The sequence below is a fragment of the Micromonospora sp. NPDC003944 genome (assembly GCF_053605225.1).
Genome location: NZ_JBSGIV010000094.1, coordinates 1 through 19,697, shown reverse-complemented (window position 1 = coordinate 19,697; position 19,697 = coordinate 1). Strand labels below are relative to the sequence as shown.

The following is a 19,697-nucleotide window of genomic DNA, read 5'->3' as shown; positions in this document are numbered from 1 at the left end:
GGCGCGGGGCGCGGGGCGCGGGGCGCGGGGCGCGGGGCGCGGGGCGCGGGGCGCGGACCAGCGATTACCGCATGTGCCGGCGGTCGGAAACGGCAAGGGCGGCGAATGCCCTGATTGCGGTGCGCGAGCGAACTATTGCACTGGGTGACCGTCCTGCGTAGTCTCCCTCGGTGGGGAGGCCGGGATGCCGCTGCCAACAAGTCCTGTCATTCGACGTGCACGTCTGGGCGCAGAGCTGCGCCAGCTCCGTCGGCGCGAGTCGCTGACGCTGGAGCAGGTCTGCGACCGGTTGGGCTGGGCCTCGACGTCGAAGCTGTCACGCATCGAGCTGGGTCAGAGCCGTCCGGACCTTGCCGACGTGCTCGACCTGCTGGATGTCTACAAGGTGCCGACGCCGGCCCGGGAGGCGCTGATCGTCATCGCCCGGGACGCGGCGACCAGTCGTGGCTGGTGGAAGACCCTCGGCGAGATGAGCGAACGGCAGCGTACGTACGCCGAGTTGGAGGCGGGCGCCGCCGACATCGTCGAGTACCAGCCGTCGGTGGTGCCGGGGCTGCTCCAGACACCCGCGTACGCCCGGGTGCTGGTCGCGGCCGGCGCCCAGCTCACGCCGGAGGTCGACGTGGAGGCCGAGGTGCGTGCCCGGGCGCTGCGGCAGGAGGTGCTGCGGCGGGCCTACCCGCCGCGTTACACGGCGGTGCTCGCCGAGGCCGTCTGCGACCCGGGTGACCTGCCGGTGGCGGTCTGGCGGGAACAGCTGCGGCACCTGGTCGCCGTGACCGGCCTGTCCCACGTCACCGTGCGACTGTTGCCCCGGGGGGCGGCCGGTGGCGGGCTGCACCCGCTCACACCGTATTCCTGCTACGCCTTTCCCGACCCGGCGGACCCGCGGACGGTGATGCTGGAGGCGTTGACCACCGACGTCCGGTTGGCCACCGTGCTCGATGTCGACCGCTACGAGCGGATGACCGAGGCGCTGCTTGCCGCGGCGCTGTCACCGGAGGAGACGGTCACCATGCTGGCCCGCCGCGTCGGCGAGTAACGGCCGACGGTGACGCGCCGCGCGGCCACCGGGCCCGGCGCCCCCGAGCCCGTCGGGGCCGGCGGCCGGCGCGTGCGCACGGCACGATAACCGCGGGGTACGACAGTTCGGCTCAGGCCGGTACGTCGAGGAAGTGTTCGACGACTGGCGGTCCCGCGAAGTGGGGCCCGATCAGGGCCCGCCACTGCGCGAACCGTTCGGTGGCCCGGAAGTTGTCCTCGTGCGCCTCGACCGAGTCCCATTCGACGAGCAGCACGAAGCGGGTCGGTGACTCGATTCCTCGGGTCATCCGCACGGACCGGCAACCGGTCGCCCCGGCGAGCACCGGGTGGCCCTCGGCGTACGCCTTGGCGAACGCGTCCTCGTGTCCGGGTAGTACATCGATCAGCGCGACCTCAAGCACCATGCCGGACAGCCTCCCACGGCGGTCGGGGCCGGCGGTGTCGCGGGGTCTGTTCCGGCGTCGCCGTCGGCCTGCTCGCCGCCGGCTGGTCGCTCACCGGCTCGCTCACCGACCCGATCGCCGCACCCGATCGCCGCACCCGACCTGCACTAGCCTCCTAGGAAGCACTAGGCGGTGTGGCGCCGAGCGCCCGGGGTGGCCAGCGCCACCGGGTGCCCGGGGTGTGATCACGGGCAGTGGTGGGCAACAATGGTCACCGAGGAGGGGAGTATTCCCCCGCAACGGAGTCGTCAGCACGGTCGATCGCCGGAACCACGGCGACCCGACCCGGCCCCGTAGGTCGCCGCCCCTCGTCGGGGCGACGGCGGAAGAGACCTCCGACAGTCACCAGAGTGAGCGACAGCGGCACACCGGCCCTCGCGGGGGCGTACGGTGTGCCCGACGCCGCGTGTCTGCCGGAGGATTGAACGTTGGACGTGTCCGGATTGGTGTGGGCGGGAACGCTCGTCGCACTGACTGCGGTTCTGCTCGTCGACCTGTTGATCATTGGTCGGCGCCCGCACGAGCCGAGTGTGCGGGAGTCGAGCCTCTGGGTCGCCTTCTACGTCGGCCTTGCCCTGATCTTCGGCGCGGGGGTCTGGCTGACCTCCGGGGCCAGCGCGGCCGGCCAGTTCTACACCGGCTGGCTCACCGAGTACAGCCTCTCGGTGGACAACCTCTTCGTCTTCGTGATCATCATGGCCCGCTTCGGGGTGCCCCGGCAGTACCAGCAGAAGGTGCTGCTCGTCGGCATCGTGCTGGCGCTGGTGATGCGCGGCGGGTTCATCGCCGCCGGTGCGGCGCTGATCACACAGTTCTCCTGGGTGTTCTACATCTTCGGCGCGTTCCTGATCTACACGGCGGTGAACCTGGCCCGCCAGGGTGAGCCGGACGAGGACGAGTTCTCCGAGAACGTGCTGATCCGGTGGAGCCGCAAGGCGCTGCCGATCTCGAAGGACTACGACGGGGCGAAGCTCACCACCCACTCGGCCGGCAGGCGGCTGTTCACCCCGATGCTGATCGTGATGATCGCGATCGGCACCACCGACCTGATCTTCGCTCTGGACTCGATCCCGGCGATCTTCGGCATCACCCAGGAGCCGTACCTGGTCTTCACCGCGAACGTCTTCGCGCTGATGGGCCTGCGTCAGCTCTACTTCCTGCTCGGTGGCCTGCTCGACCGGTTGATCTACCTGAGCTACGGCCTGGCCGTCGTGCTCGGCTTCATCGGGGTCAAGCTGGTGCTGGAGGCGTTGGCCGACAACAACCTGCCGTTCGTCAACGGTGGTGAGCACGTCGGTTGGGCGCCGCACATCCCGATCTGGTTGTCGCTGCTGGTCATCATCGGCACCCTGGGCGTCGCCACCGCCGCCAGCCTGATCAAGTCCTCCCGGGACCGGCGTCGCGAGTTGGCCGACGCCCGACGCTGAGCGGTTACCGGCCGGGTGCGGCAACGCGCCCGGCCGGCCCGACCCGGTGAGCGCCGACGAGGGTCGCGGTCCGATCGGCCGGCAGTTGCTCCTCGATGACCCGTCGCCGCCGGTAGCAGGCGTGCAGCATCCGGCGTTGGTCGCCGTCGCCGGGCGGGGCGGTGACGATCCCGATGTGGTGGATCTTGCGGCCGGGGCGGGCGAAGAAGTAGAGGTCGCCGGGGCGTTCCGCGCCCAACGGCAGGGGCGTGGTGGCCACGGCCTGGTCGTCGGCGTCGCGTGGCAGCAGCACCCCGAACCGCCGCCACGCCAGATGCACCAGACCCGAGCAGTCGATGCCGTGTGCGGAGAGGCCACCCCAGATGTAGGCCACGTCGAGCAGTCGCTGTGCCACCGCGAGCGCCTGCTCGGCGGTCGGCGACGCGGCCGACGCCGGCACGAGGTGGCCGTCGGGCAGCCAGAGCGGCGTGGCTCGGCCGGGGACGTGCACCGGACGCCAGCCGTCGTGGGCGGGGCCGGCCGGGACGAGGCGGGTGCCGACGACCACGCCGGGCACCTCGACCGGCCCGTTCGGGGCGGCGTGCAGACCGGTGACCGTGGCGTCCACCACCAGGGGCTGATCGGCGGTGGTGCGGGTCGGGTCGAGAGCGGTCAACTGCTCGCTGGGGAGCCAGCCCGGGTAACCGCGGGGGTCCAGCTTGGCCGCTGGTTGTTCGACGGCGACGACACGGGCCCAGCCGTCCGGGCGTAGCTCACTGACGAGGACCCGTTCGCCGAGCAGGAGTTGGCTCAGCACGCAGTCGCCGACCTGCTGGTCGGTGTCCATCCCGGAGATCCAGGTCGGGATGTCGGCACCGGCGGTCAGTGCGGGGCAGTCGACCGGACGGACCGCCTCGGGGGCGGTCCACAGCGTCGCCACGGCGACCCGGACGACGGCCTCGCGGCCCGGTTGCAGCTCCACGTCAACCCCCAGATCGTGTCGGCTGTCCAGGGAACCCTATGAAAGAAACCGACGGTCATCAACCACGAGCCTGCACCTTTGCTTCAGTGAGGCCGGAGATGCCCAGGCCAGGGAGGTTCGGCAGGACCACGGTCGCCCCGTCGTAACGGATTCCGCCCTGCACCGGGGACCAGGCCAGCCACCAGGCCGCGTCCAGGTCGGCGACAGCTGTGGTGCCGTACGCGGCGACCAGGCTCGCCGCCGCCCCGATGCCGACCTGGCTCTCCATCATCGAACCGACCACCGTGCCGAGCCCGTGGGCGGTGGCCAGGTCGAGCAGGGTGCGGGCCGGGTGCAGGCCACCGCACTTGGCCAGCTTGACGTTGACCAGGTCGGCGGCCCGGCGACGGATCACCTCCACCAGGTCACGGACCCCGAAGACTGCCTCGTCGGCGAGGATCGGCACGGACACCCGGTCGCTGACCCAGGCCAGCCCGTCCAGGTCCCAGCGGACGACCGGCTGTTCGACCAGCTCCACGTCGAGCCCGGCGTCCTCGATGCCGCGGATCACCCGTACCGCCTCCCGCGGGGTCCAGCCCTGGTTGGCGTCCAGCCGGATCCGGACCCCGGGCCCGACGGCGGCCCGGACGGCCCGCACCCGGTCCAGGTCACCTGCCGCGTCGGTGCCGACCTTCAACTTGAGCACGTCGAAGCCGTCGGCCTGCCGCTGGCGGGCCGCGGCCGCCAGGTCCACCGCGTCACCCGCCGCGAGCGTGACGTCCGTCGGGACCCGCAGCGTGGTGCCCCCGAGCAACCGCACCAGGGGTACGCCCAACCGCTGCGCGGCGAGGTCGTGCAGGGCGACGTCCACCGCCGCCTTCGCGGCCTCGTTGCCGACCACCGCGCGCTGCACCTCGGCGCAACGGGTCACCAGGTCGTCCGGGTCACGGCCGATCAACTGTGGGCCGAGCAGCTCGCGGACGCACGCCTGCGCGCCGGCGACCGACGCGCCGGTGACCTGCCAGACCTGGGGCGCCTCGCCGAAGCCGGACCGGCCGTCGCTGTCGACGAGTTCGACGACCAGCGTGTCCACTGTGGTGGTACGGCGTAGCGCGGTGACGAACGGGGTGTGTAAGGGGGCGGAAACCCGGTGGGTGCGTACCGCCGAGATCGTCATGTCAGGCACCCTATACGGAGGTTCACCTTCGGAGGGGAGACCGGATGAGCGGGCAGGGCTGGGAGCTGGTGGGTGCGCCGAACGCGCGTGACCTGGGCGGGCTTGTCGGCGCGGACGGGCGGCGGGTGCGCGTCGGCCAGTTGGTCCGCACTCCGGCGCTGGGTCGGCTGACCGACGAGGACCTGCCGGTGCTGGCGAAACTGGGGCCGGCGTGCGTGGTCGATCTGCGCGACGGCACGGAGATCGCGGTCGCCCCCGAGGACCGGCTCGCCGGTGAGACGCGGGTGGTGCGCCTGCCGGTGCACGATCCGGAGCACCCGGTGTTCACGTACGTCTCGGCGGTGCTGCTCGGTCACGACCTGGACGCGTACGCGGAGCTGGCCCGGCAGGGCACTGCGGAGGCGATGGCGGCGATCTACCGCTGGTTCGTCACCGGTGAGTCGGCGCGGGTCGGTTTCGCCGAGGCGGTGCGGTTGGCGACCCAGCCGGAGAACCTGCCGCTTGTCTACCACTGCTCGGCGGGCAAGGACCGCACCGGGTGGCTCACCGTGATCCTGTTGACGGCGCTCGGTGTGGACGAGGCGGCGATCCGGGCCGACTACCTGCGCAACAACGAGCTGACCGAGAGCCTGCGGGCGGTGATCGTCGAGGCGATGCGCCGGCGCAACCCGGAGCTGGACGTCGAGGCGGTGCTGCCGGTGCTGGAGGTCCGCGCCGAGTACCTCGACGCCGGTTACGCCGAGGTGCGTCGGGTGCACGGCTCGTTCGACGCGTACCTGCGCGACGGGCTGGGGCTCACCGACGCCGACCTCCGCGCGTTGCGGGCGCGACTGCTGGAGTGACGGGCGCGCGCCGGTGCGGTCGGTGCCTGGCCGACGGCGCTGGCTCGCCGCCGAGGCCGTCGGGTCAGAGCCGGTGGCGGGCCCCCCAGACCTGCGCCGAGATGTGCGCGAGCAGCAGGCAGGCGTCGTCCTCCACGTCGTCGCCGCTGTCCAGGTCGGTGGTGGTGCAGACGGCGATCAGGTACGGCGGGGCGTCGTCGGGCAGCACCACGCCGGCACCGTGGCGGACGCCGCGTACCCAGCCGTTCTTGTGCGCGATGCGGGTGCCCTCGGGGAGGCCCGCGGCGAGGTCCTCGCGGTGTTCCTGGGCGAGCAGGACGTCAAGCATGGTGGTGCAGGCGGCCGGTGGGGCGATCTGGCCGGGGGTGGTGGCCCCGGTGGCCAGGGCGCCGAGGAGGGCGGCCAGGTCGGCGGCGCTGACGGTGTTGGTGATGCCGGCCTCGCGGGCGGCGAAGTCCTCGATGCCGCGGCCGGTGACGCTGGTGCGGGCGCCGGCGAGCGCCCAGACCTCGGCGACGGCGGGCAGCCCGACGTGGCCGAGGACGAGGTTGGTGGCGAGGTTGCTGGAGCGCACGATCATCCGGTCGGCCAGCCAGCGCAGCGACGCGGTGCCGCCGAGTCGGTCCCAGACCGCGTCGTCGTTGTCGTAGTGCTGCGCGCAGGCGAAGCGGGGTGCGCCGGGTCGGGCGGAGTCGAAGTCGTTGACGACCGGGACCGGGGTGTCCAGGGCGAGGGTGCCGGCCTCGGCGGCGCGGTGCAGCGCGGCGAGCACCGCGACCTTCATGGTGCTCGCGGCGTAGTGGCCGGCGTCCGGGTGGCGGGTCCAGGTCGGCGGGGTGTCGAGCCGCCCGACGTACGCGGAGACGGTGCCGGGCACCCGGTCCAGGTGGGCGTCGAGATCATCCCAGGTCATGCCGGTGACCGTAGCGGACCACGAGTGGGTGGGGTCGCGTACCCGTCGGGGGAGAGCGACGGGCGCGCCGACCGCAAGCGGTCGACGCGCCCGGTGCGGGTGCTCGTGGGTCAGTTGGCGTGCTTGCGGCGGGCGGCGGCGCGGCCCCGCTGCTGCTGGTCGAGGACCACCTTGCGGATGCGGACCGCGGTCGGGGTGACCTCGACGCACTCGTCCTCGCGGCAGAACTCAAGGGCCTGCTCCAGCGAGAGCTTGCGCGGCGGGATGAGCTTCTCGGTCTCGTCGGAGGTCGACGCCCGCATGTTGGTGAGCTTCTTCTCCTTGGTGATGTTGACGTCCATGTCGTCGGAGCGGGAGTTCTCCCCGACGATCATGCCCTCGTACACCTCGGTGGTCGGCTCGACGAAGAGCTGGCCGCGCTCCTGGAGGTTGATCATCGCGAAGGCGGTGACCGCGCCGGCGCGGTCGGCGACGAGCGAACCGTTGTTGCGGGTGCGCAGCTCGCCGAACCACGGCTCGTACGACTCGAAGACGTGGTGCAGGATGCCGGTGCCCCGGGTGTCGGTGAGGAACTCGGTGCGGAAGCCGATCAGGCCACGTGCCGGCACCAGCCACTCCATCCGGATCCAGCCGGTGCCGTGGTTGACCAGCTGCTCCATCCGGCCCTTGCGGGTGGCGAGGAGCTGAGTGATGGCACCCAGGTATTCCTCCGGGGCGTCGATGGTCAGCCGCTCGACCGGCTCACAGGTCTTGCCGTCGATCTCCTTGGTGACGACCTGCGGCTTGCCGACGGTCAGCTCGTAGCTCTCCCGGCGCATCTGCTCGACCAGGATGGCCAGCGCCAGCTCGCCGCGGCCCTGCACCTCCCAGGCGTCCGGCCGCTCGGTGGGCAGGACCCGCAGCGACACGTTGCCGATCAGCTCCTTGTCGAGCCGGTCCTTGACCATCCGCGCGGTGACCTTGGAGCCCTTGACCCGGCCGACGAGCGGCGAGGTGTTGGTGCCGATGGTCATCGAGATGGCCGGCTCGTCGACGGTGATCAGCGGCAGCGGCTCCGGGTTCTCCGGGTCCGCGAGGGTCTCACCGATCATGATGTCGGAGATGCCGGCGACGGCGATGATGTCGCCCGGGCCGGCGGTCTCGGCCGGCTTGCGCTCCAGGCCCTCGGTCATCAGCATCTCGGAGATGCGGACCCGCTGGGTGCTGCCGTCGGTGCGGCACCAGGCCACCGTCTGACCCTTGCTGATGGTGCCCTGACGGACCCGGCACAGCGCGAGGCGGCCGAGGAACGGCGAGGCGTCCAGGTTGGTGACGTGGGCCTGCAGCGGCGCGCCGTCCTCGTACGCGGGCGCCGGGATGGTGTCCAGCAGGGTGCGGAACAGCGGCTCCAGGGAGGTGCTGTCGTCGGGCACCGAACCGTCGGCGGGCTGGGTCAGCGAGGCGATGCCGTCGCGGGCGCAGGCGTAGACGATCGGGAAGTCGATCTGCTCCTCGTCGGCGTCCAGGTCGAGGAAGAGCTCGTAGGTGTCGTCCACGACCTCCTTGATCCGGGCGTCCGGACGGTCCACCTTGTTGATCACCAGGATGATCGGCATCCGGGCCCGCAGCGCCTTGCGCAGCACGAAGCGGGTCTGCGGCAGTGGGCCCTCGCTGGCGTCGACGAGCAGGACGACGCCGTCGACCATGGTCAGGCCGCGCTCGACCTCGCCGCCGAAGTCGGCGTGGCCGGGGGTGTCGATGATGTTGATGGTGACCGGGTCGGAGCCGTCCGCCGGCAGGTACCGCACACCGGTGTTCTTGGCCAGGATCGTGATGCCCTTTTCCCGCTCCAGGTCACCGGAGTCCATCACCCGCTCGGTGTTCTCGCCGCGTGCGCCGTACGCGCCGGCCTGCCGCAACATGGCGTCGACCAGGGTGGTCTTGCCGTGGTCGACGTGAGCGATGATGGCGACGTTGCGGAGGTCGGTGCGAAGCTGCATACCCTCTATCCTTCCGCCTGCGCTCGCGCAGGCTGCGTCGGGGTCACCCCCAGGTGCCCCTGATCTATGGTGAAACCGCTGTGCCGGTGGTTCCCCCGGCTGGCATGCTGGCTCCCGTGTCCCGGGGGCCTGAGTGCACGACCTGCTGACCTGGGTGCAGGGTCTGCCCACCCTGTGGATCTACCTGGTCGCCGCGCTGATCGTGGCGGGCGAGACCGCGGTGATCTTCGGCCTGCTCGTGCCGGGTGAGGCTACCCTGCTGCTCGTCGGCTTCCTCACCTACAACGGTACCTTGCGGCTCGGGCCGGCGTTGCTCGCGATGATCGCCGCGGCGGTCCTCGGCGATGGGCTGGCCTTTCGCGCCGGACGGCGGTATGGCCCTCGGCTGCGCGCCGGGCTGGGTCACCGGGTCGGGCCGCAGCGGTGGGCCCGCGCCGACGCCATGCTCGCCCGGCTGGGTGGTCGCGGGGTCTTCGCCGCCCGGTGGGTGGCTTTCGCCCGGACCCTGGTGCCCCGGCTGGCCGGTGCGGCCGGCATGCCGTACCGGCGTTTCGTCCTGTGGAACCTGGCCGGGGTGGTGACCTGGGTGGGCGGCTCGGTGCTGCTCGGTCACCTCGCCGGTGAGTCGTACGACACGGTCTCCCGACTGCTCGGCCGCGCCACCGGGGTGGCGTTCCTGCTGCTGGCCGGCCTGGTGGGTGTGGTGCTCGCCGGCCGGTGGCTGGGTCGTAACCCCGACCCGGTGCGGGCGCTGCTGTCCCGGGCGGGGGCGCTGCCCCCGGTGCGGTGGCTGACCGCCCGCTACGGGGTGCTGTTCTTCCTGGTGGCCATGCGGGTCGGCCCCGCCTGGACGCTGCTGCTCAATCTGGCCGCCGGTCTGCTGTTGCTCTTCGCCGCCGGGCTCGCCATCGCCGGTCTGCTCGCGGTGGCGGTGCGCAACAGTGGGCTGGCCGCGTTGGACGGTGCCATCGCGGGGTGGTTCGCCGCGCGGCGTACCTCGGGCGCCGCCGACGCCACGCTCGTCGTGGTGTCGGTGGTCCGCGGGTCGGTGCTGATTCTGTTGGTGGCGTTGGTGGCGGCGGTGCTGGCGTGGCGCAACCGGCCCTGGCGGGCGGACCTGCTCAGCGTGGTCGGCACGGTGGGCGCGTTCGTGCCGCTCGTGGTGCTGGCCGTGGTGGCCGAGCTGACCGGCCCGGACGGGACCGCGCCGGGCGGCGCGGAGGTGGCCCCGCTGTCGACCCAGAACGCCGTGGTCGCGGCGAGCTTCTGCACCCTGGCCTGGCTGGTGTCGCGCAGTTCCCACTGGCCGGTGGCGGTGGCCGCCTGGACCGCCGCCGTGGCGGGGCTGCTCGGGATCGGCGCCGCGCGGCTCTACCTCGGGCTGGACACGGCGAGCGGGACCGCCGCGGGGGTGCTGCTCGGGGTGCTCTGGACGGCGGTGTTCATGGTTGCCTGGGCGACCCGGGACCGGGCGGTGGGGGACCGTCAACCGCCGGTGGACCAGGCCGGGCGGCCGTCGTCGGTGGACCGCCGCCCGGTCGAACCCTAGGGCGCGGCCACCGGCTCCGGTGACGCCGCGGTGACCTCTGCCGGGTCGCGTGCGATGCGGCCGGGCCACCAGAAGCGGTCACCGAGCAGGAACGCCAGCGCCGGCACCAGGACCGTGCGGACCAGCAGGGTGTCGAGCAGGACACCGATGCAGACGATGATGCCGATCTGGGTCAGGGTGATCAGCGGTAGCACGCCGAGTACGGCGAAGACCGCGGCGAGCAGCACCCCGGCGCTGGTGATCACGCCGCCGGTGACCCGCAGGGCGGAGAGCATCCCGGCGCGGGTGCCGGCGCTGCGGGCGTCCTCCCGGGCCCGGGTGACCAGGAAGATGTTGTAGTCCACCCCGAGCGCCACCAGGAACACGAAGGCGAGCAGCAGCACACCGCTGTCCAGGGCGGGGAAGCCCAGCACGTGGTCGAAGAGCAGCCAGGCCGCCCCGAGGCTGGCGAAGAACGACGCGATCACGGTGAGCACCAGCAGCAGCGGCGCGAGCAGGCCGCGCAGCAGGAGCACGAGCACGGCGCCGACAAGCAGCAGGATGATCGGCAGGATGAGTCGTAGGTCACGGTCGTTGGCCTCGTCGGAGTCGTAGGTGGCGGCCACGGAGCCACCGACGATCGCCCCGGCCGGTGCGTCGGCGCCGGTGACGGCCGGCGGCGCGGAGTCGGGAACTGCGGCCACCGCCTCGCGCAGCGCCTCGATCGCCCGGTCCGAGGCGGTGGTGCCGGGTTCGGCGTCGAGGACCACGTCGACCTGGGCGACGGCTGCGCCGGCGTCGCCGGGGCGCGCCGAGGCGACACCGGGTACGGCGGTGGCGGCGTCGGTGACCGCCCGCACCGCCGCCGGGGTGGTGATCACGGCGACGGGTTGGGTGCTGCCGGCGGGGAAGGCCTTCGCCAGGGTCTGCGCCCCGGTCACCGCCTCGGGCTCGGCCCGGAACTGTTCGGTCTCGGACAGGCCGGTGCGGATGCCGAGCCCACCCAGGGCCAGGCCGGCGAGCAGCAGGGTGGCAAGTGTGGCGACCACCACCGGGCGGCGGTGCACGGTGGCGCCGAGTCGACCCCAGAGCCGACCCTCGCGGACCGGGCCGCCGACCCGGGGTACGAACGGCCAGAACAGGCCGCGACCGAAGAGCACCAGCACCGCGGGGAGCACGAACAGGGCCGAGAGCATGGCGAAGAGCACGCCGGTGGCGCAGGCCACCGCGAGTGCCCGGTTGGTCTCCTGCTCGCTGAGCAGCAGGGTGAGGACGCCGAGCACGACGGTGCCGCCGCTGGCGAGGATGGGCTCCGCGGTGCGGCGCAGCGCGGCGCGCATCGCCGCGAACCGGTCCTCCTCGCGGCGCAACTCCTCCCGGTAGCGGGCGATGAGCAGCAGCGCGTAGTCGGTGGCGGCGCCGAAGACCAGCACGCTGGCGATGCCGGTGACCTGGCCCTGCTGGAGGTTGATGCCGACGCCCGGCACGATGACGTCCACCGCGCGCAGGGTGAGCTGCTCGGTCGCGGCGACCACGGCCAGCGGCACGATCCACAGGAACGGGCTGCGGTAGGTGATCAGCAGGAGCAGCGCGACCACGGCGGCGGTCACCGCGAGCAGGGTGACGTCGGCGCCGTCGAACACCGAGGAGAGGTCGGCGGTGAAGGCCGGGGCGCCGGTCACCTCGGCGGTCAGCCCGTCGGGCAGGTCCGCCAGGGCGGTGCGCAGTTGGGTCACCGTGTCGGTGACGACATCCTGCCCGCCGGCGGTGTCAAGCGGAACGGCGACGAGGGCGACCGTGCCGTCCGGGGAGACCTGGGTGGGGCTGACCTGCCCGCCCACCGCGAAGCGGCGCAGGCCGTCGGCGTGGGCGCCGACGGTGCCCCGGTCGGCTTCGGTCAGCGCGCTGCCGTCGCCACGGCTGATCACCACGATGGCCGGTTGCACGTCGCTGGTGGGCAGCTGGTCCTGGAGACGCTGCACCTGGGTCGACTGCCACTGCACGGACAGGCCGGTGGCGGAGACCGGCTCCGGATTGTCCGGCTGGGGCGTCGCGAAGACGGCCGCGCCGACGACGATCGCGGCGGCCACGGTGAGCCAGGCGGCCAGCCGACCACGGGCGACTCTGGTGAACACAGACATCAGGCGACCTCTAGGTCTTTTGAAGAGCGAGTATCTTGATAGCCGAGATTATCGGCGGCTGTTCTATGCTGCAACCCGGGGGAACGACGACGGGAAGAGCGGCGCGAGGTGGCGACTCACGGCATGTACCGACGGCGCGACACGCGCCGCGAGCAGCTGGTCGCGGAGATCACCAACAACCTTCGGCGGTACGCGGTGGACGCCCAGCAGGTCGGCCACGCCTTCGCCAACCTGCACGGCCTCAACCCGACCGACCTGCAGGCGTTGATCGCGGTGATGGACGCCGAGCTGCTCGGTGACCCGATCACCCCCGGCCGCCTCGGCGCACAGCTGAACCTCTCCTCCGGCTCGGTCACGGCCCTGATCGACAGGCTGGAACGGGCCGGGCACATCCGCCGCGACCGCGACACCATCGACCGCCGCAAGGTGCTGCTGCACTACGCCGACCAGGGCGCCGCCCTGGCCATGGAGTTCTTCCAGCCGCTGGGCGCCCGGACCGACACGGTGATGGCCCGCTTCGACGAGGACGAACTGGAGGTGGTGCACCGGTTCATGGCGCAGATGAGCGAGTCGCTGCGCGGACACCGGGACGCGGTGCGCGCCGCCCGGCCGGAGCCACCCCGCCGACCGACGGGCTGACCGGTGCGGCTCGTCACCCGCCTCGCCAGCGCCGCGCTGCGCCTGCCCCCGACGCGGCCCGGCCCGGTGCGGGTCACCCGTGACCTCCCGGTCCGGGTCCGCGACGGTGTGGTGCTGCGCACCGACCACTACGCCCGGGCGTCGGCGGCGCGCCGACAGTGCTGATCCGCACCCCGTACGGACGGGGTGGACCGCTGCGGCTGCTCGGTCGGCTGCTCGCCGCCCGGGGTCGACACGCGGTGATCCAGTCGTGCCGGGGCACCGGTGGCTCCGGTGGGACGTTCGCCCCGCTGGTGCACGAGCGTGACGACGGCGTGGACACCCTGGACTGGCTGCGTCGCCAACCCTGGTGGTCCGGCCGGCTCGGCATGTTCGGGGTCAGCTACCAGGGCTTCGCGCAGTGGGCGCTTGCCGCCGACGCCGACGAGGAGCTGCGCGCGATGGTCGCCGTGGTGACCGCGTCGGCCACCCGGGACTCGACGTACGCGGGGGAGTCCTTCGCCCTGGACACCGTGCTGACCTGGGCGGAGCTGCTGCACGCGCAGACCGTGCCGTGGCTGGCCCGGCAGCGGGAGCTCAAACGCGGGCAGCCCCGGCTGGCCGCCGCGCTGGAGCACCTTCCGCTGGCCGGGGCGGACCGGGTGGCCACCGGCGTGACCATCCCGTTCTTCCAGGAGTGGCTGCGCCACCACACCCCGCAGGCCGCGTACTGGCGGACCCGGGTCTTCGCCGACCGGGTCGCGGCGGTGCGGGCGCCGGTGGTCATGGTCACCGGCTGGCACGACATCTTCCTGCCCGCCCAGCTCGACGACCACGCCGTTCTGCGTGCCGCCGGCACACCACCGCGTCTGGTGATCGGCCCGTGGACGCACGGCAGCCCCGGCCTGTTCGTGGCCGCGCTGCGCGAGGGGTTGGCCTGGCTCGACGAGCACCTGCCGTCGGCCCCTCGACCGCGCGGACGACCGCGCCCCGGCGAACCGCCCGTCCGGCTGTACGTCAGCGGTGCCGGCGGTGGCTGGCGGGACCTGCCGGAATGGCCCCCACCTGCGGTCGAGACCGCCTGGCACCTGCGACCCGGCGGCGAACTGTCGACGCGCCCACCGGTCGCGTCGCCTCCCGACGAGCTCCGCTACGACCCCACCGACCCCACCCCGTCGCTGGGCGGGCCACTGCTCGTCGCGAAGCGGGCCGGCCGGGTCGACAACCGGCGCGTCGAGGCCCGCCCCGACGTGCTGACCTACACCAGCGCCCCACTCGCCGCGCCGGTCGAGGTGATCGGCCCGGTCCGCGCCGAGATCCACGTCCGCAGCGACCTGCCGTACCTGGACGTCTTCGTTCGTCTGTGCGACGTGGACCGCCGGGGTCGCTCGTGGAACGTGTGCGACGGTCTGGTGCGGGTCACGCCCGAGCGCTTCCCGGCCGACCCGTCCGGGGTGCTGCGGGTCCCGGTGTCGCTCTGGCCGACGGCGTACCGCTTCGCCGCCGGGCACCGACTGCGGGCGCAGGTCTCCGGTGGCGCCCACCCACGGTGGGCCCGCAACCCCGGCACCGGCGAGCCCCTCGGTACGGCGGTGACGCTGCGTGCCGGTTGGCGGCAGGTTCTGCACGACCCGGCGCACCCCTCGGCGCTGCTGCTGCCGATCGTCCACTCTGCCCCGCCGCAGCCTCCAATCTGAACAGACCCCTCCTGAGCTGGGCATTTGCCGAAAACGCGGGCTATGGTTGAGTCAACGCCCGGCGCCGTGCACCAGTAGACCGGGCTCGCCCGAAGCCCAGCTCCGCGTACGCGGTGTGATGCCGTGCCCGGTCCCCACCTCTCGAAAGGGGGACCCCATGACCCGGGCCCCGGCTAACCTTCTGGCCGTCCGAAGTCTGCTCCTCACGCACCTCGACAACGCTCCCGGGCCGGACGACCTGGACCCGGGCGAGGTCGGCATCGTCGGTGACCCGGCCCACCGGGGCGGCTACCACTGCGGCTCGGACCGGGTGGTCCCCAACGACTACTCCGTGGTCGAGTCGCCTCGCGACCGGGCCGGGCTGACCCTCGACGCGGCGGCGTTGGACGTCGGGCAGTTCGACGTCCGCTCCGGTGGCCGGGCGAACACCCTGCCCAGCTTCTCGGTCTGGTGCGTCGCGCAGTGCGTCGCCAACGCGGCCGACACCCGGGACATCCGGGAGATCATCTACAGCCCCGACGGCACCACGGTGAAGCGGTGGGACCGCCTCGGCAAGCGCACCACCGGCGACAGCTCGCACCGCTGGCACACCCACTTCAGCTTCTTCCGTGACTCCATCAAGGCGGGCCGCGACCAGCGGCCCCTGTTCCGCCGCTACCTCAGCTCCATCGGACTCCTGGAGGACGACGACATGACCCCCGAAGAGCACAACTGGCTGGCCACCGTCCACAAGAACCTCACCGTGCTGGACGGCCGCAACCCGATCGGGCAGATCTACACCCGGATGGCCATGGGTGAGGACGCCACGGTTCCGAACTACAAACCGGCCCACCCGACCCTGAAGTCGCTCGCCGTGCAGGTGGGCGCCGTGCAGGCCGCGCTGACGGAGTTGTCCAACCGGGACTTCACCGACGAGGACGCGATCATCCAGGGCGTGCTGGCCGGGCTGACGCCGGAGGAGATCGCGGCCGCGATCCCGCCCACCATCGCCAAGCAGGTCGCCGACGAGTTGGCCCGCCGGCTCGTCGCCTGAGCGAGGGGCGGCCCGTGGCCGCCGGGTCGCCCCTCTCGAGGCATCCGCAACGACTCTTGAGCAACGAACATTGCGCAAGAGTCGTTGCGGATGCGATCCTGTGGGCATGGACAGCTCCGACGTACGCCAGATCACCGACTCCCGGGTGCTGGCAGCCATGTCCCACCCGTTGCGCCGCCGGCTGATGGACGTGTTCAAGGTGCACGGGCCCTCCACCGTCGGGCTGCTCGCCGAACGCACCGACCAGGCCCCGGCGAACGTCAGCCACCACCTCAAGGTCCTCGCCGCCGCGGATCTGGTCACCGAGGCGCCCGAGTTGGCCCGGGACCGGCGCGAGCGGTGGTGGCGCCTGGTCACCCGGGGGCTGCGCTGGTCCAACGCCGACTTCGACGCCGACCCGGCCTCGCGGGCGGTCGCCGACGCCGCCACCTCGCTCAACCTGGACCGGCACGTCGCCCTGGCCCGGGCCTGGCACGCCGCCGACGAGAGCACCCAGGCGACCTGGGACGACGCGCCGTTCTCCACCGACCACTGGCTGCGGCTCACACCGCAGGAACTGGCCGAGCTGAGCCGCGAGATGATCGAGGTCCTCGCCCGCTGGGCCGACCGGGACCTGCCCGACGACGACGCCCAGCGCCGGCCGGTCTTCGTGTTCGTCCACGGCGTACCGGCCCGGCCGTGACCACCGCCACCCCCGCCGACGTCCGGCCGACCGGAGGTCTGCTGCGGCACCGTGACTTCCGGCTGCTCTGGGCCGGCCAGACGGTCAGCAGCGTCGGCAGCAACATCACCACGGTCGCGCTGCCCCTGGTCGCGGTCGCCGTCCTCGACGCCGGCACCTTCCAGGTGGCGGTGCTCACCGCCGCGGCCTGGCTGCCCTGGTTGCTGATCGGCCTGCCGGCCGGCGCGTGGGTCGACAGGTTGCCCCGCCGCCCGGTGATGGTCGTCTGCGACCTGCTCTGCGCGGTGGCCTTCCTCAGCGTGCCGCTGGCGGCACTGCTGGGCCGGCTCACCGTCGCGCAGTTGCTGGTGGTCGCCGTCACCGCCGGCGCCGCGCGGGTGTTCTTCGAAACCGCCGACCAGGTCTACCTGCCGGTGCTGCTGCGACCCGGGCAACTGGCGGAGGGCAACGCCAAGCTCCAGGCGACCCAGACCGTGAGCTACGTCGTCGGACCCGGCCTTGCCGGCCTGATCGCCCAGCTCACCGGTGCCGTCGCCGCACTACTTGTGGACGCGCTCACGTTCCTCGCCTCGGCGGCCCTGCTGCTGCGGATCCGCACCCGGGAGCCACGCGTACGCCGAGCGGACCGATCCGGGTCACTGCGTCAGGACATCGCCGAAGGGCTGCGTTTCGTCATCCGGGACCCGTACCTGCGGGTGCTGACGGCGTTCGGCGCGGCAAGCAACGTCGGGCTGAGCGGCTACCAGGCCGTCCTGGTGGTCTTCCTGGTCCGCGAGGTGCGTCTCGAACCGGGCCTGGTCGGCGCGCTGGTCGGAGTGATGAGCGTCGGCGGGGTGATCGGGGCGCTCCTGGCCACCAGGCTGGGCTGGCGGTGCGGCACGGCGCGGGCCCTGCTGATCGGGGCAGCGCTCGCCGGCCCGCCGGCTCTGCTCATTCCGCTCGCCGCGCCCGGCATCGGGCTGGCCTGGCCGGCGCTGGGCGGCCTGCTTGTCAGCCTCGGCGTAGCCGTCGGCAACGTGGTCAAGGGCGCCTTCCGGCAGACCTACACACCGCACCACCTGCTGGGCCGGGTGACGGTGAGCATGCAGCTGCTCAACTACGGCACGATTCCGCTTGCGGCGGTGCTGGCGGGCCTGATCGGCGCGCGTCACGGCATCGGAACAGCGGTCGTCGTGATGACCGCCTGGCAGGCGCTCACCCCGTTGATCCTGCTGATCGGGCCAATCCGAAGGCGGCGGGACCTGCCCGCCGCCCCGGTGGCGTCTTGAGTGCACTGCGACGGCGGCCGGTCACCGGCCGCCGTCACCGGCACGGAGCTACATCGGGCGGACGTTGTCCGCCTGCGGACCCTTCTGCCCCTGGGTCACCTCGAACTCGACCTTCTGGCCCTCGTTGAGCTCCCGGTAGCCGCTCGAAGCGATGGCGGAGTAGTGGACGAACACGTCCGGCCCTCCGCCGTCCTGCTCGATGAAGCCGAAGCCCTTTTCCGAGTTGAACCACTTAACCGTGCCGGTTGCCATGCATCTCTCCCTGTTCAAAGCGGCTGACCCTCGGCCTCTGGCCGATGATCGCCCGTACCTGTCCGACAGTAACGGGCAAAACCCCGATCCGCTGGCCGAAGTGCCGTAGGTCTTTGGGGGAACTCGGGTGAACTCTGCGCGGCGGCATGCGAAACCCGCCCCGACCAACCACCGCTGCGGCATGCTTGCGCCGATGAGGGGTGCCGCAGCCGACGCGCTGACCGAGCTGAGACGGGAGATCGACGCGCCCGGCGACGGCCTGGACCGGCTCCGGTTGATGCCCACCCCGTTCGTCCCCGAGGTACGGCTGCACCTGGCCGAGGACGCGATCGTCTGGTGGGCCCGGATGGAGGCCGCCGCCGGGCACACGCTGCCGGCGCCGTACTGGGCGTCCGCCTGGGCTGGCGGGCAGGCCCTGGCCCGTCACCTCCTGGACCACCCGGAGCTTGCCGCCGGTCGTCGGGTGCTCGACCTCGCCGCCGGGTCCGGGCTGGTGGCCATCGCCGCCGCGCTGGCTGGCGCCGCTGAGGTGACCGCCAACGACATCGACCCGTACGCCGTCGCCGCCGTCACCCTCAACGCGCGGGCCAACCACGTCGCCGTCGACGCCACCGGAGAGGACCTGCTCGACGGCACCGAGGCGACGGTCGACCTGGTGCTCGCCGGGGACGTCTTCTACGACCGCGAGATGGCCGACCGGATGCTGCCCTTCCTGCAACGCGTCGCCGCGGCCGGCGCCGACGTGCTTGTCGGCGACCCCGGCCGTGGACACCTGCCGGCGGACCGCCTGACCGTGCTGGCCGACTACCCGGTGCCGACCACCGAACCGTCTGTCGACTCGCCGCTGCGCCACGTGCAGGTGCTGCGCCCCGCCTGAGGCGGGAATCCCAACTCAGGGGCCACCCCGAGACGGATACCAGGGGTCACTGGGGGTCACGACCCGATGTCCGAAGTGGCGCGGTCGTCATAGCGTCGACGCATGACGCAATGGCTGACCCAGATCGGCGAACTACCGGTCCTGCTGCTGATGGGTGCGCTCGGGCTCGTCATGCTCTTTGACGCCGTACCCCTGCTCGGTGTCCTCATCCCCGGTGACGTCGCGATCCTCGCCGCCGTCGGGGTCGGCCGACCCGCCACCGGGCTGGCCACCTTCACCGCGGTGCTGGTCGGCTGTCTGGCCGGCTGGTCGCTGAGCTTCCTGATCGGCCGCCAGTACGCCGACCGACTGCGTCGCAGCCGCATCGGCGGCTGGATCGGCGAGGCGCGGTGGGCAGCGGCCGAAGGGATCCTGCACCGGGGCGGCGGCCGGATGATGGTCGTCGCGCCGTTCCTGCCCGTCTTCAACGCGTTGCTGCCCCTGGCCGCCGGCGGGCTGCGCATGTCGTACCGCCGATTTCTGGGCTGCGCGGCGATCGGCGCGGCTGCCTGGGCCGGTCTCTACCTCGCCCTGGGCACCGCGTCGCGCTCGGTGGCCGGGCTGCTGCCGGGCAACCCCAGCCCGCTGCTGGTCACGATGGGGGTGGGGCTGGTGCTGGCCTCCGTCGCGTTGCTGGGGGCGCGGCGGCGGTTGTTCTCCGTCGTCGGCTGAGCTTTTCTCTCCGGGGGTGCTGGGGCCGGGTTGCGGTGGGCGCCGCCGCCGAGGACGCCACGGGTGTGCTGCGCGAGTTCGGCCACCGGGTCGACCAGGAGTCCGACCTGGCGCACGACACCGAG

At 72.5% G+C, this 19,697-nt stretch carries 17 protein-coding genes and 1 pseudogene; 11 read left to right on the top strand and 7 right to left on the bottom strand.

Translation table 11 applies throughout. The features are described 5' to 3' along the window. The first annotated feature begins 184 nt into the window (after positions 1–184). A complete protein-coding gene (locus ACWER9_RS29650; protein WP_452304942.1) occupies positions 185–1,042 on the top strand; it encodes a helix-turn-helix domain-containing protein in 858 nt (285 codons plus the stop codon). 112 nt (positions 1,043–1,154) lie between these two features. Here the strand turns inward: ACWER9_RS29650 and ACWER9_RS29645 are convergent, their stop codons facing one another. Beyond that, complete coding sequence (locus tag ACWER9_RS29645) at positions 1,155–1,448, bottom strand: antibiotic biosynthesis monooxygenase family protein (RefSeq protein WP_452304941.1); 294 nt, start codon at positions 1,446–1,448, stop codon at positions 1,155–1,157. A 467-nt stretch (positions 1,449–1,915) separates the two neighbouring features. Between ACWER9_RS29645 and ACWER9_RS29640 the strand changes: the two genes are divergently transcribed. Further along, complete coding sequence (locus ACWER9_RS29640; protein ID WP_452304940.1) at positions 1,916–2,914, top strand: TerC family protein; 999 nt, start codon at positions 1,916–1,918, stop codon at positions 2,912–2,914. Between the two features lie 4 nt (positions 2,915–2,918). On the opposite strand, the gene ACWER9_RS29635 is transcribed toward ACWER9_RS29640, so the two are convergent. Then, entirely contained in the window at positions 2,919–3,875 is a 957-nt protein-coding gene (locus ACWER9_RS29635; RefSeq protein ID WP_452304939.1) for a C40 family peptidase, read from the bottom strand. A gap of 58 nt (positions 3,876–3,933) precedes the next feature. Continuing rightward, the gene (locus tag ACWER9_RS29630; protein ID WP_452304938.1) at positions 3,934–5,031 is read right to left on the bottom strand and encodes a mandelate racemase/muconate lactonizing enzyme family protein; all 1,098 of its coding nucleotides are present in this window, start codon (positions 5,029–5,031) and stop codon (positions 3,934–3,936) included. A gap of 44 nt (positions 5,032–5,075) precedes the next feature. Here ACWER9_RS29630 and ACWER9_RS29625 point away from each other — a divergent pair, with 44 nt between their 5' ends. Beyond that, positions 5,076–5,873 (top strand): tyrosine-protein phosphatase, encoded by a 798-nt coding sequence (locus ACWER9_RS29625; protein ID WP_452304937.1) that lies wholly within the window; start codon positions 5,076–5,078, stop codon positions 5,871–5,873. A gap of 64 nt (positions 5,874–5,937) precedes the next feature. Here the strand turns inward: ACWER9_RS29625 and ACWER9_RS29620 are convergent, their stop codons facing one another. Beyond that, on the bottom strand, positions 5,938–6,786 hold the full coding sequence (locus ACWER9_RS29620; RefSeq protein WP_452304936.1) for a serine hydrolase: 849 nt from the start codon (positions 6,784–6,786) through the stop codon (positions 5,938–5,940). A 110-nt stretch (positions 6,787–6,896) separates the two neighbouring features. Further along, the gene (typA, locus tag ACWER9_RS29615) at positions 6,897–8,765 is read right to left on the bottom strand and encodes a translational GTPase TypA (protein WP_278147121.1); all 1,869 of its coding nucleotides are present in this window, start codon (positions 8,763–8,765) and stop codon (positions 6,897–6,899) included. 133 nt (positions 8,766–8,898) lie between these two features. Here typA and ACWER9_RS29610 point away from each other — a divergent pair, with 133 nt between their 5' ends. Next, positions 8,899–10,314, top strand: a complete 1,416-nt coding sequence (locus tag ACWER9_RS29610) for a DedA family protein (RefSeq protein WP_452304935.1) — start codon at positions 8,899–8,901, stop codon at positions 10,312–10,314. Here the strand turns inward: ACWER9_RS29610 and ACWER9_RS29605 are convergent. After that, a complete protein-coding gene (locus ACWER9_RS29605; protein WP_452304934.1) occupies positions 10,311–12,434 on the bottom strand; it encodes an MMPL family transporter in 2,124 nt (707 codons plus the stop codon). The genes ACWER9_RS29610 and ACWER9_RS29605 overlap by 4 nt on opposite strands. A 123-nt stretch (positions 12,435–12,557) precedes the next feature. Here ACWER9_RS29605 and ACWER9_RS29600 point away from each other — a divergent pair, with 123 nt between their 5' ends. From ACWER9_RS29600 to ACWER9_RS29580, 5 genes and pseudogenes are all read left to right on the top strand, one after another. After that, complete coding sequence (locus ACWER9_RS29600) at positions 12,558–13,073, top strand: MarR family winged helix-turn-helix transcriptional regulator (RefSeq protein WP_452304933.1); 516 nt, start codon at positions 12,558–12,560, stop codon at positions 13,071–13,073. A gap of 3 nt (positions 13,074–13,076) precedes the next feature. After that, a pseudogene (locus ACWER9_RS29595) lies at positions 13,077–14,749 on the top strand (CocE/NonD family hydrolase). A 157-nt stretch (positions 14,750–14,906) separates the two neighbouring features. Next, positions 14,907–15,782: a hypothetical protein gene (locus tag ACWER9_RS29590; protein ID WP_452304932.1), complete on the top strand. Its 876-nt coding sequence runs from the start codon at positions 14,907–14,909 to the stop codon at positions 15,780–15,782. 106 nt (positions 15,783–15,888) lie between these two features. Continuing rightward, positions 15,889–16,464 (top strand): ArsR/SmtB family transcription factor, encoded by a 576-nt coding sequence (locus ACWER9_RS29585; protein WP_452304931.1) that lies wholly within the window; start codon positions 15,889–15,891, stop codon positions 16,462–16,464. After that, a complete protein-coding gene (locus ACWER9_RS29580; RefSeq protein ID WP_452304930.1) occupies positions 16,461–17,732 on the top strand; it encodes an MFS transporter in 1,272 nt (423 codons plus the stop codon). The genes ACWER9_RS29585 and ACWER9_RS29580 overlap by 4 nt, the downstream gene beginning before the upstream one ends. Before the next feature lie 48 nt (positions 17,733–17,780). Here the strand turns inward: ACWER9_RS29580 and ACWER9_RS29575 are convergent, their stop codons facing one another. Continuing rightward, positions 17,781–17,984, bottom strand: a complete 204-nt coding sequence (locus tag ACWER9_RS29575) for a cold-shock protein (protein ID WP_007462771.1) — start codon at positions 17,982–17,984, stop codon at positions 17,781–17,783. A gap of 193 nt (positions 17,985–18,177) precedes the next feature. On the opposite strand from ACWER9_RS29575, the gene ACWER9_RS29570 reads away from it, so the two are divergent. Next, positions 18,178–18,861: a class I SAM-dependent methyltransferase gene (locus ACWER9_RS29570; RefSeq protein ID WP_452304929.1), complete on the top strand. Its 684-nt coding sequence runs from the start codon at positions 18,178–18,180 to the stop codon at positions 18,859–18,861. A 102-nt stretch (positions 18,862–18,963) separates the two neighbouring features. Continuing rightward, positions 18,964–19,572, top strand: a complete 609-nt coding sequence (locus ACWER9_RS29565) for a DedA family protein (protein ID WP_452304928.1) — start codon at positions 18,964–18,966, stop codon at positions 19,570–19,572. Positions 19,573–19,697 lie beyond the last annotated feature (125 nt).

Bases quoted from the DNA above. Each gene is read 5' to 3' on its own strand.
- ACWER9_RS29625 (WP_452304937.1), top strand. From the start codon at position 5,076: ATGAGCGGGCAGGGCTGGGAGCTGGTGGGTGCGCCGAACGCGCGTGAC.
- ACWER9_RS29590 (WP_452304932.1), top strand. From the start codon at position 14,907: ATGACCCGGGCCCCGGCTAACCTTCTGGCCGTCCGAAGTCTGCTCCTC.
- ACWER9_RS29600 (WP_452304933.1), top strand. From the start codon at position 12,558: ATGTACCGACGGCGCGACACGCGCCGCGAGCAGCTGGTCGCGGAGATC.
- ACWER9_RS29605 (WP_452304934.1), bottom strand. From the start codon at position 12,434: ATGTCTGTGTTCACCAGAGTCGCCCGTGGTCGGCTGGCCGCCTGGCTC.
- typA (WP_278147121.1), bottom strand. From the start codon at position 8,765: ATGCAGCTTCGCACCGACCTCCGCAACGTCGCCATCATCGCTCACGTC.
- ACWER9_RS29565 (WP_452304928.1), top strand. From the start codon at position 18,964: ATGACGCAATGGCTGACCCAGATCGGCGAACTACCGGTCCTGCTGCTG.
- ACWER9_RS29650 (WP_452304942.1), top strand. From the start codon at position 185: ATGCCGCTGCCAACAAGTCCTGTCATTCGACGTGCACGTCTGGGCGCA.
- ACWER9_RS29630 (WP_452304938.1), bottom strand. From the start codon at position 5,031: ATGACGATCTCGGCGGTACGCACCCACCGGGTTTCCGCCCCCTTACAC.
- ACWER9_RS29585 (WP_452304931.1), top strand. From the start codon at position 15,889: ATGGACAGCTCCGACGTACGCCAGATCACCGACTCCCGGGTGCTGGCA.
- ACWER9_RS29620 (WP_452304936.1), bottom strand. From the start codon at position 6,786: ATGACCTGGGATGATCTCGACGCCCACCTGGACCGGGTGCCCGGCACC.
- ACWER9_RS29570 (WP_452304929.1), top strand. From the start codon at position 18,178: ATGAGGGGTGCCGCAGCCGACGCGCTGACCGAGCTGAGACGGGAGATC.
- ACWER9_RS29645 (WP_452304941.1), bottom strand. From the start codon at position 1,448: ATGGTGCTTGAGGTCGCGCTGATCGATGTACTACCCGGACACGAGGAC.
- ACWER9_RS29575 (WP_007462771.1), bottom strand. From the start codon at position 17,984: ATGGCAACCGGCACGGTTAAGTGGTTCAACTCGGAAAAGGGCTTCGGC.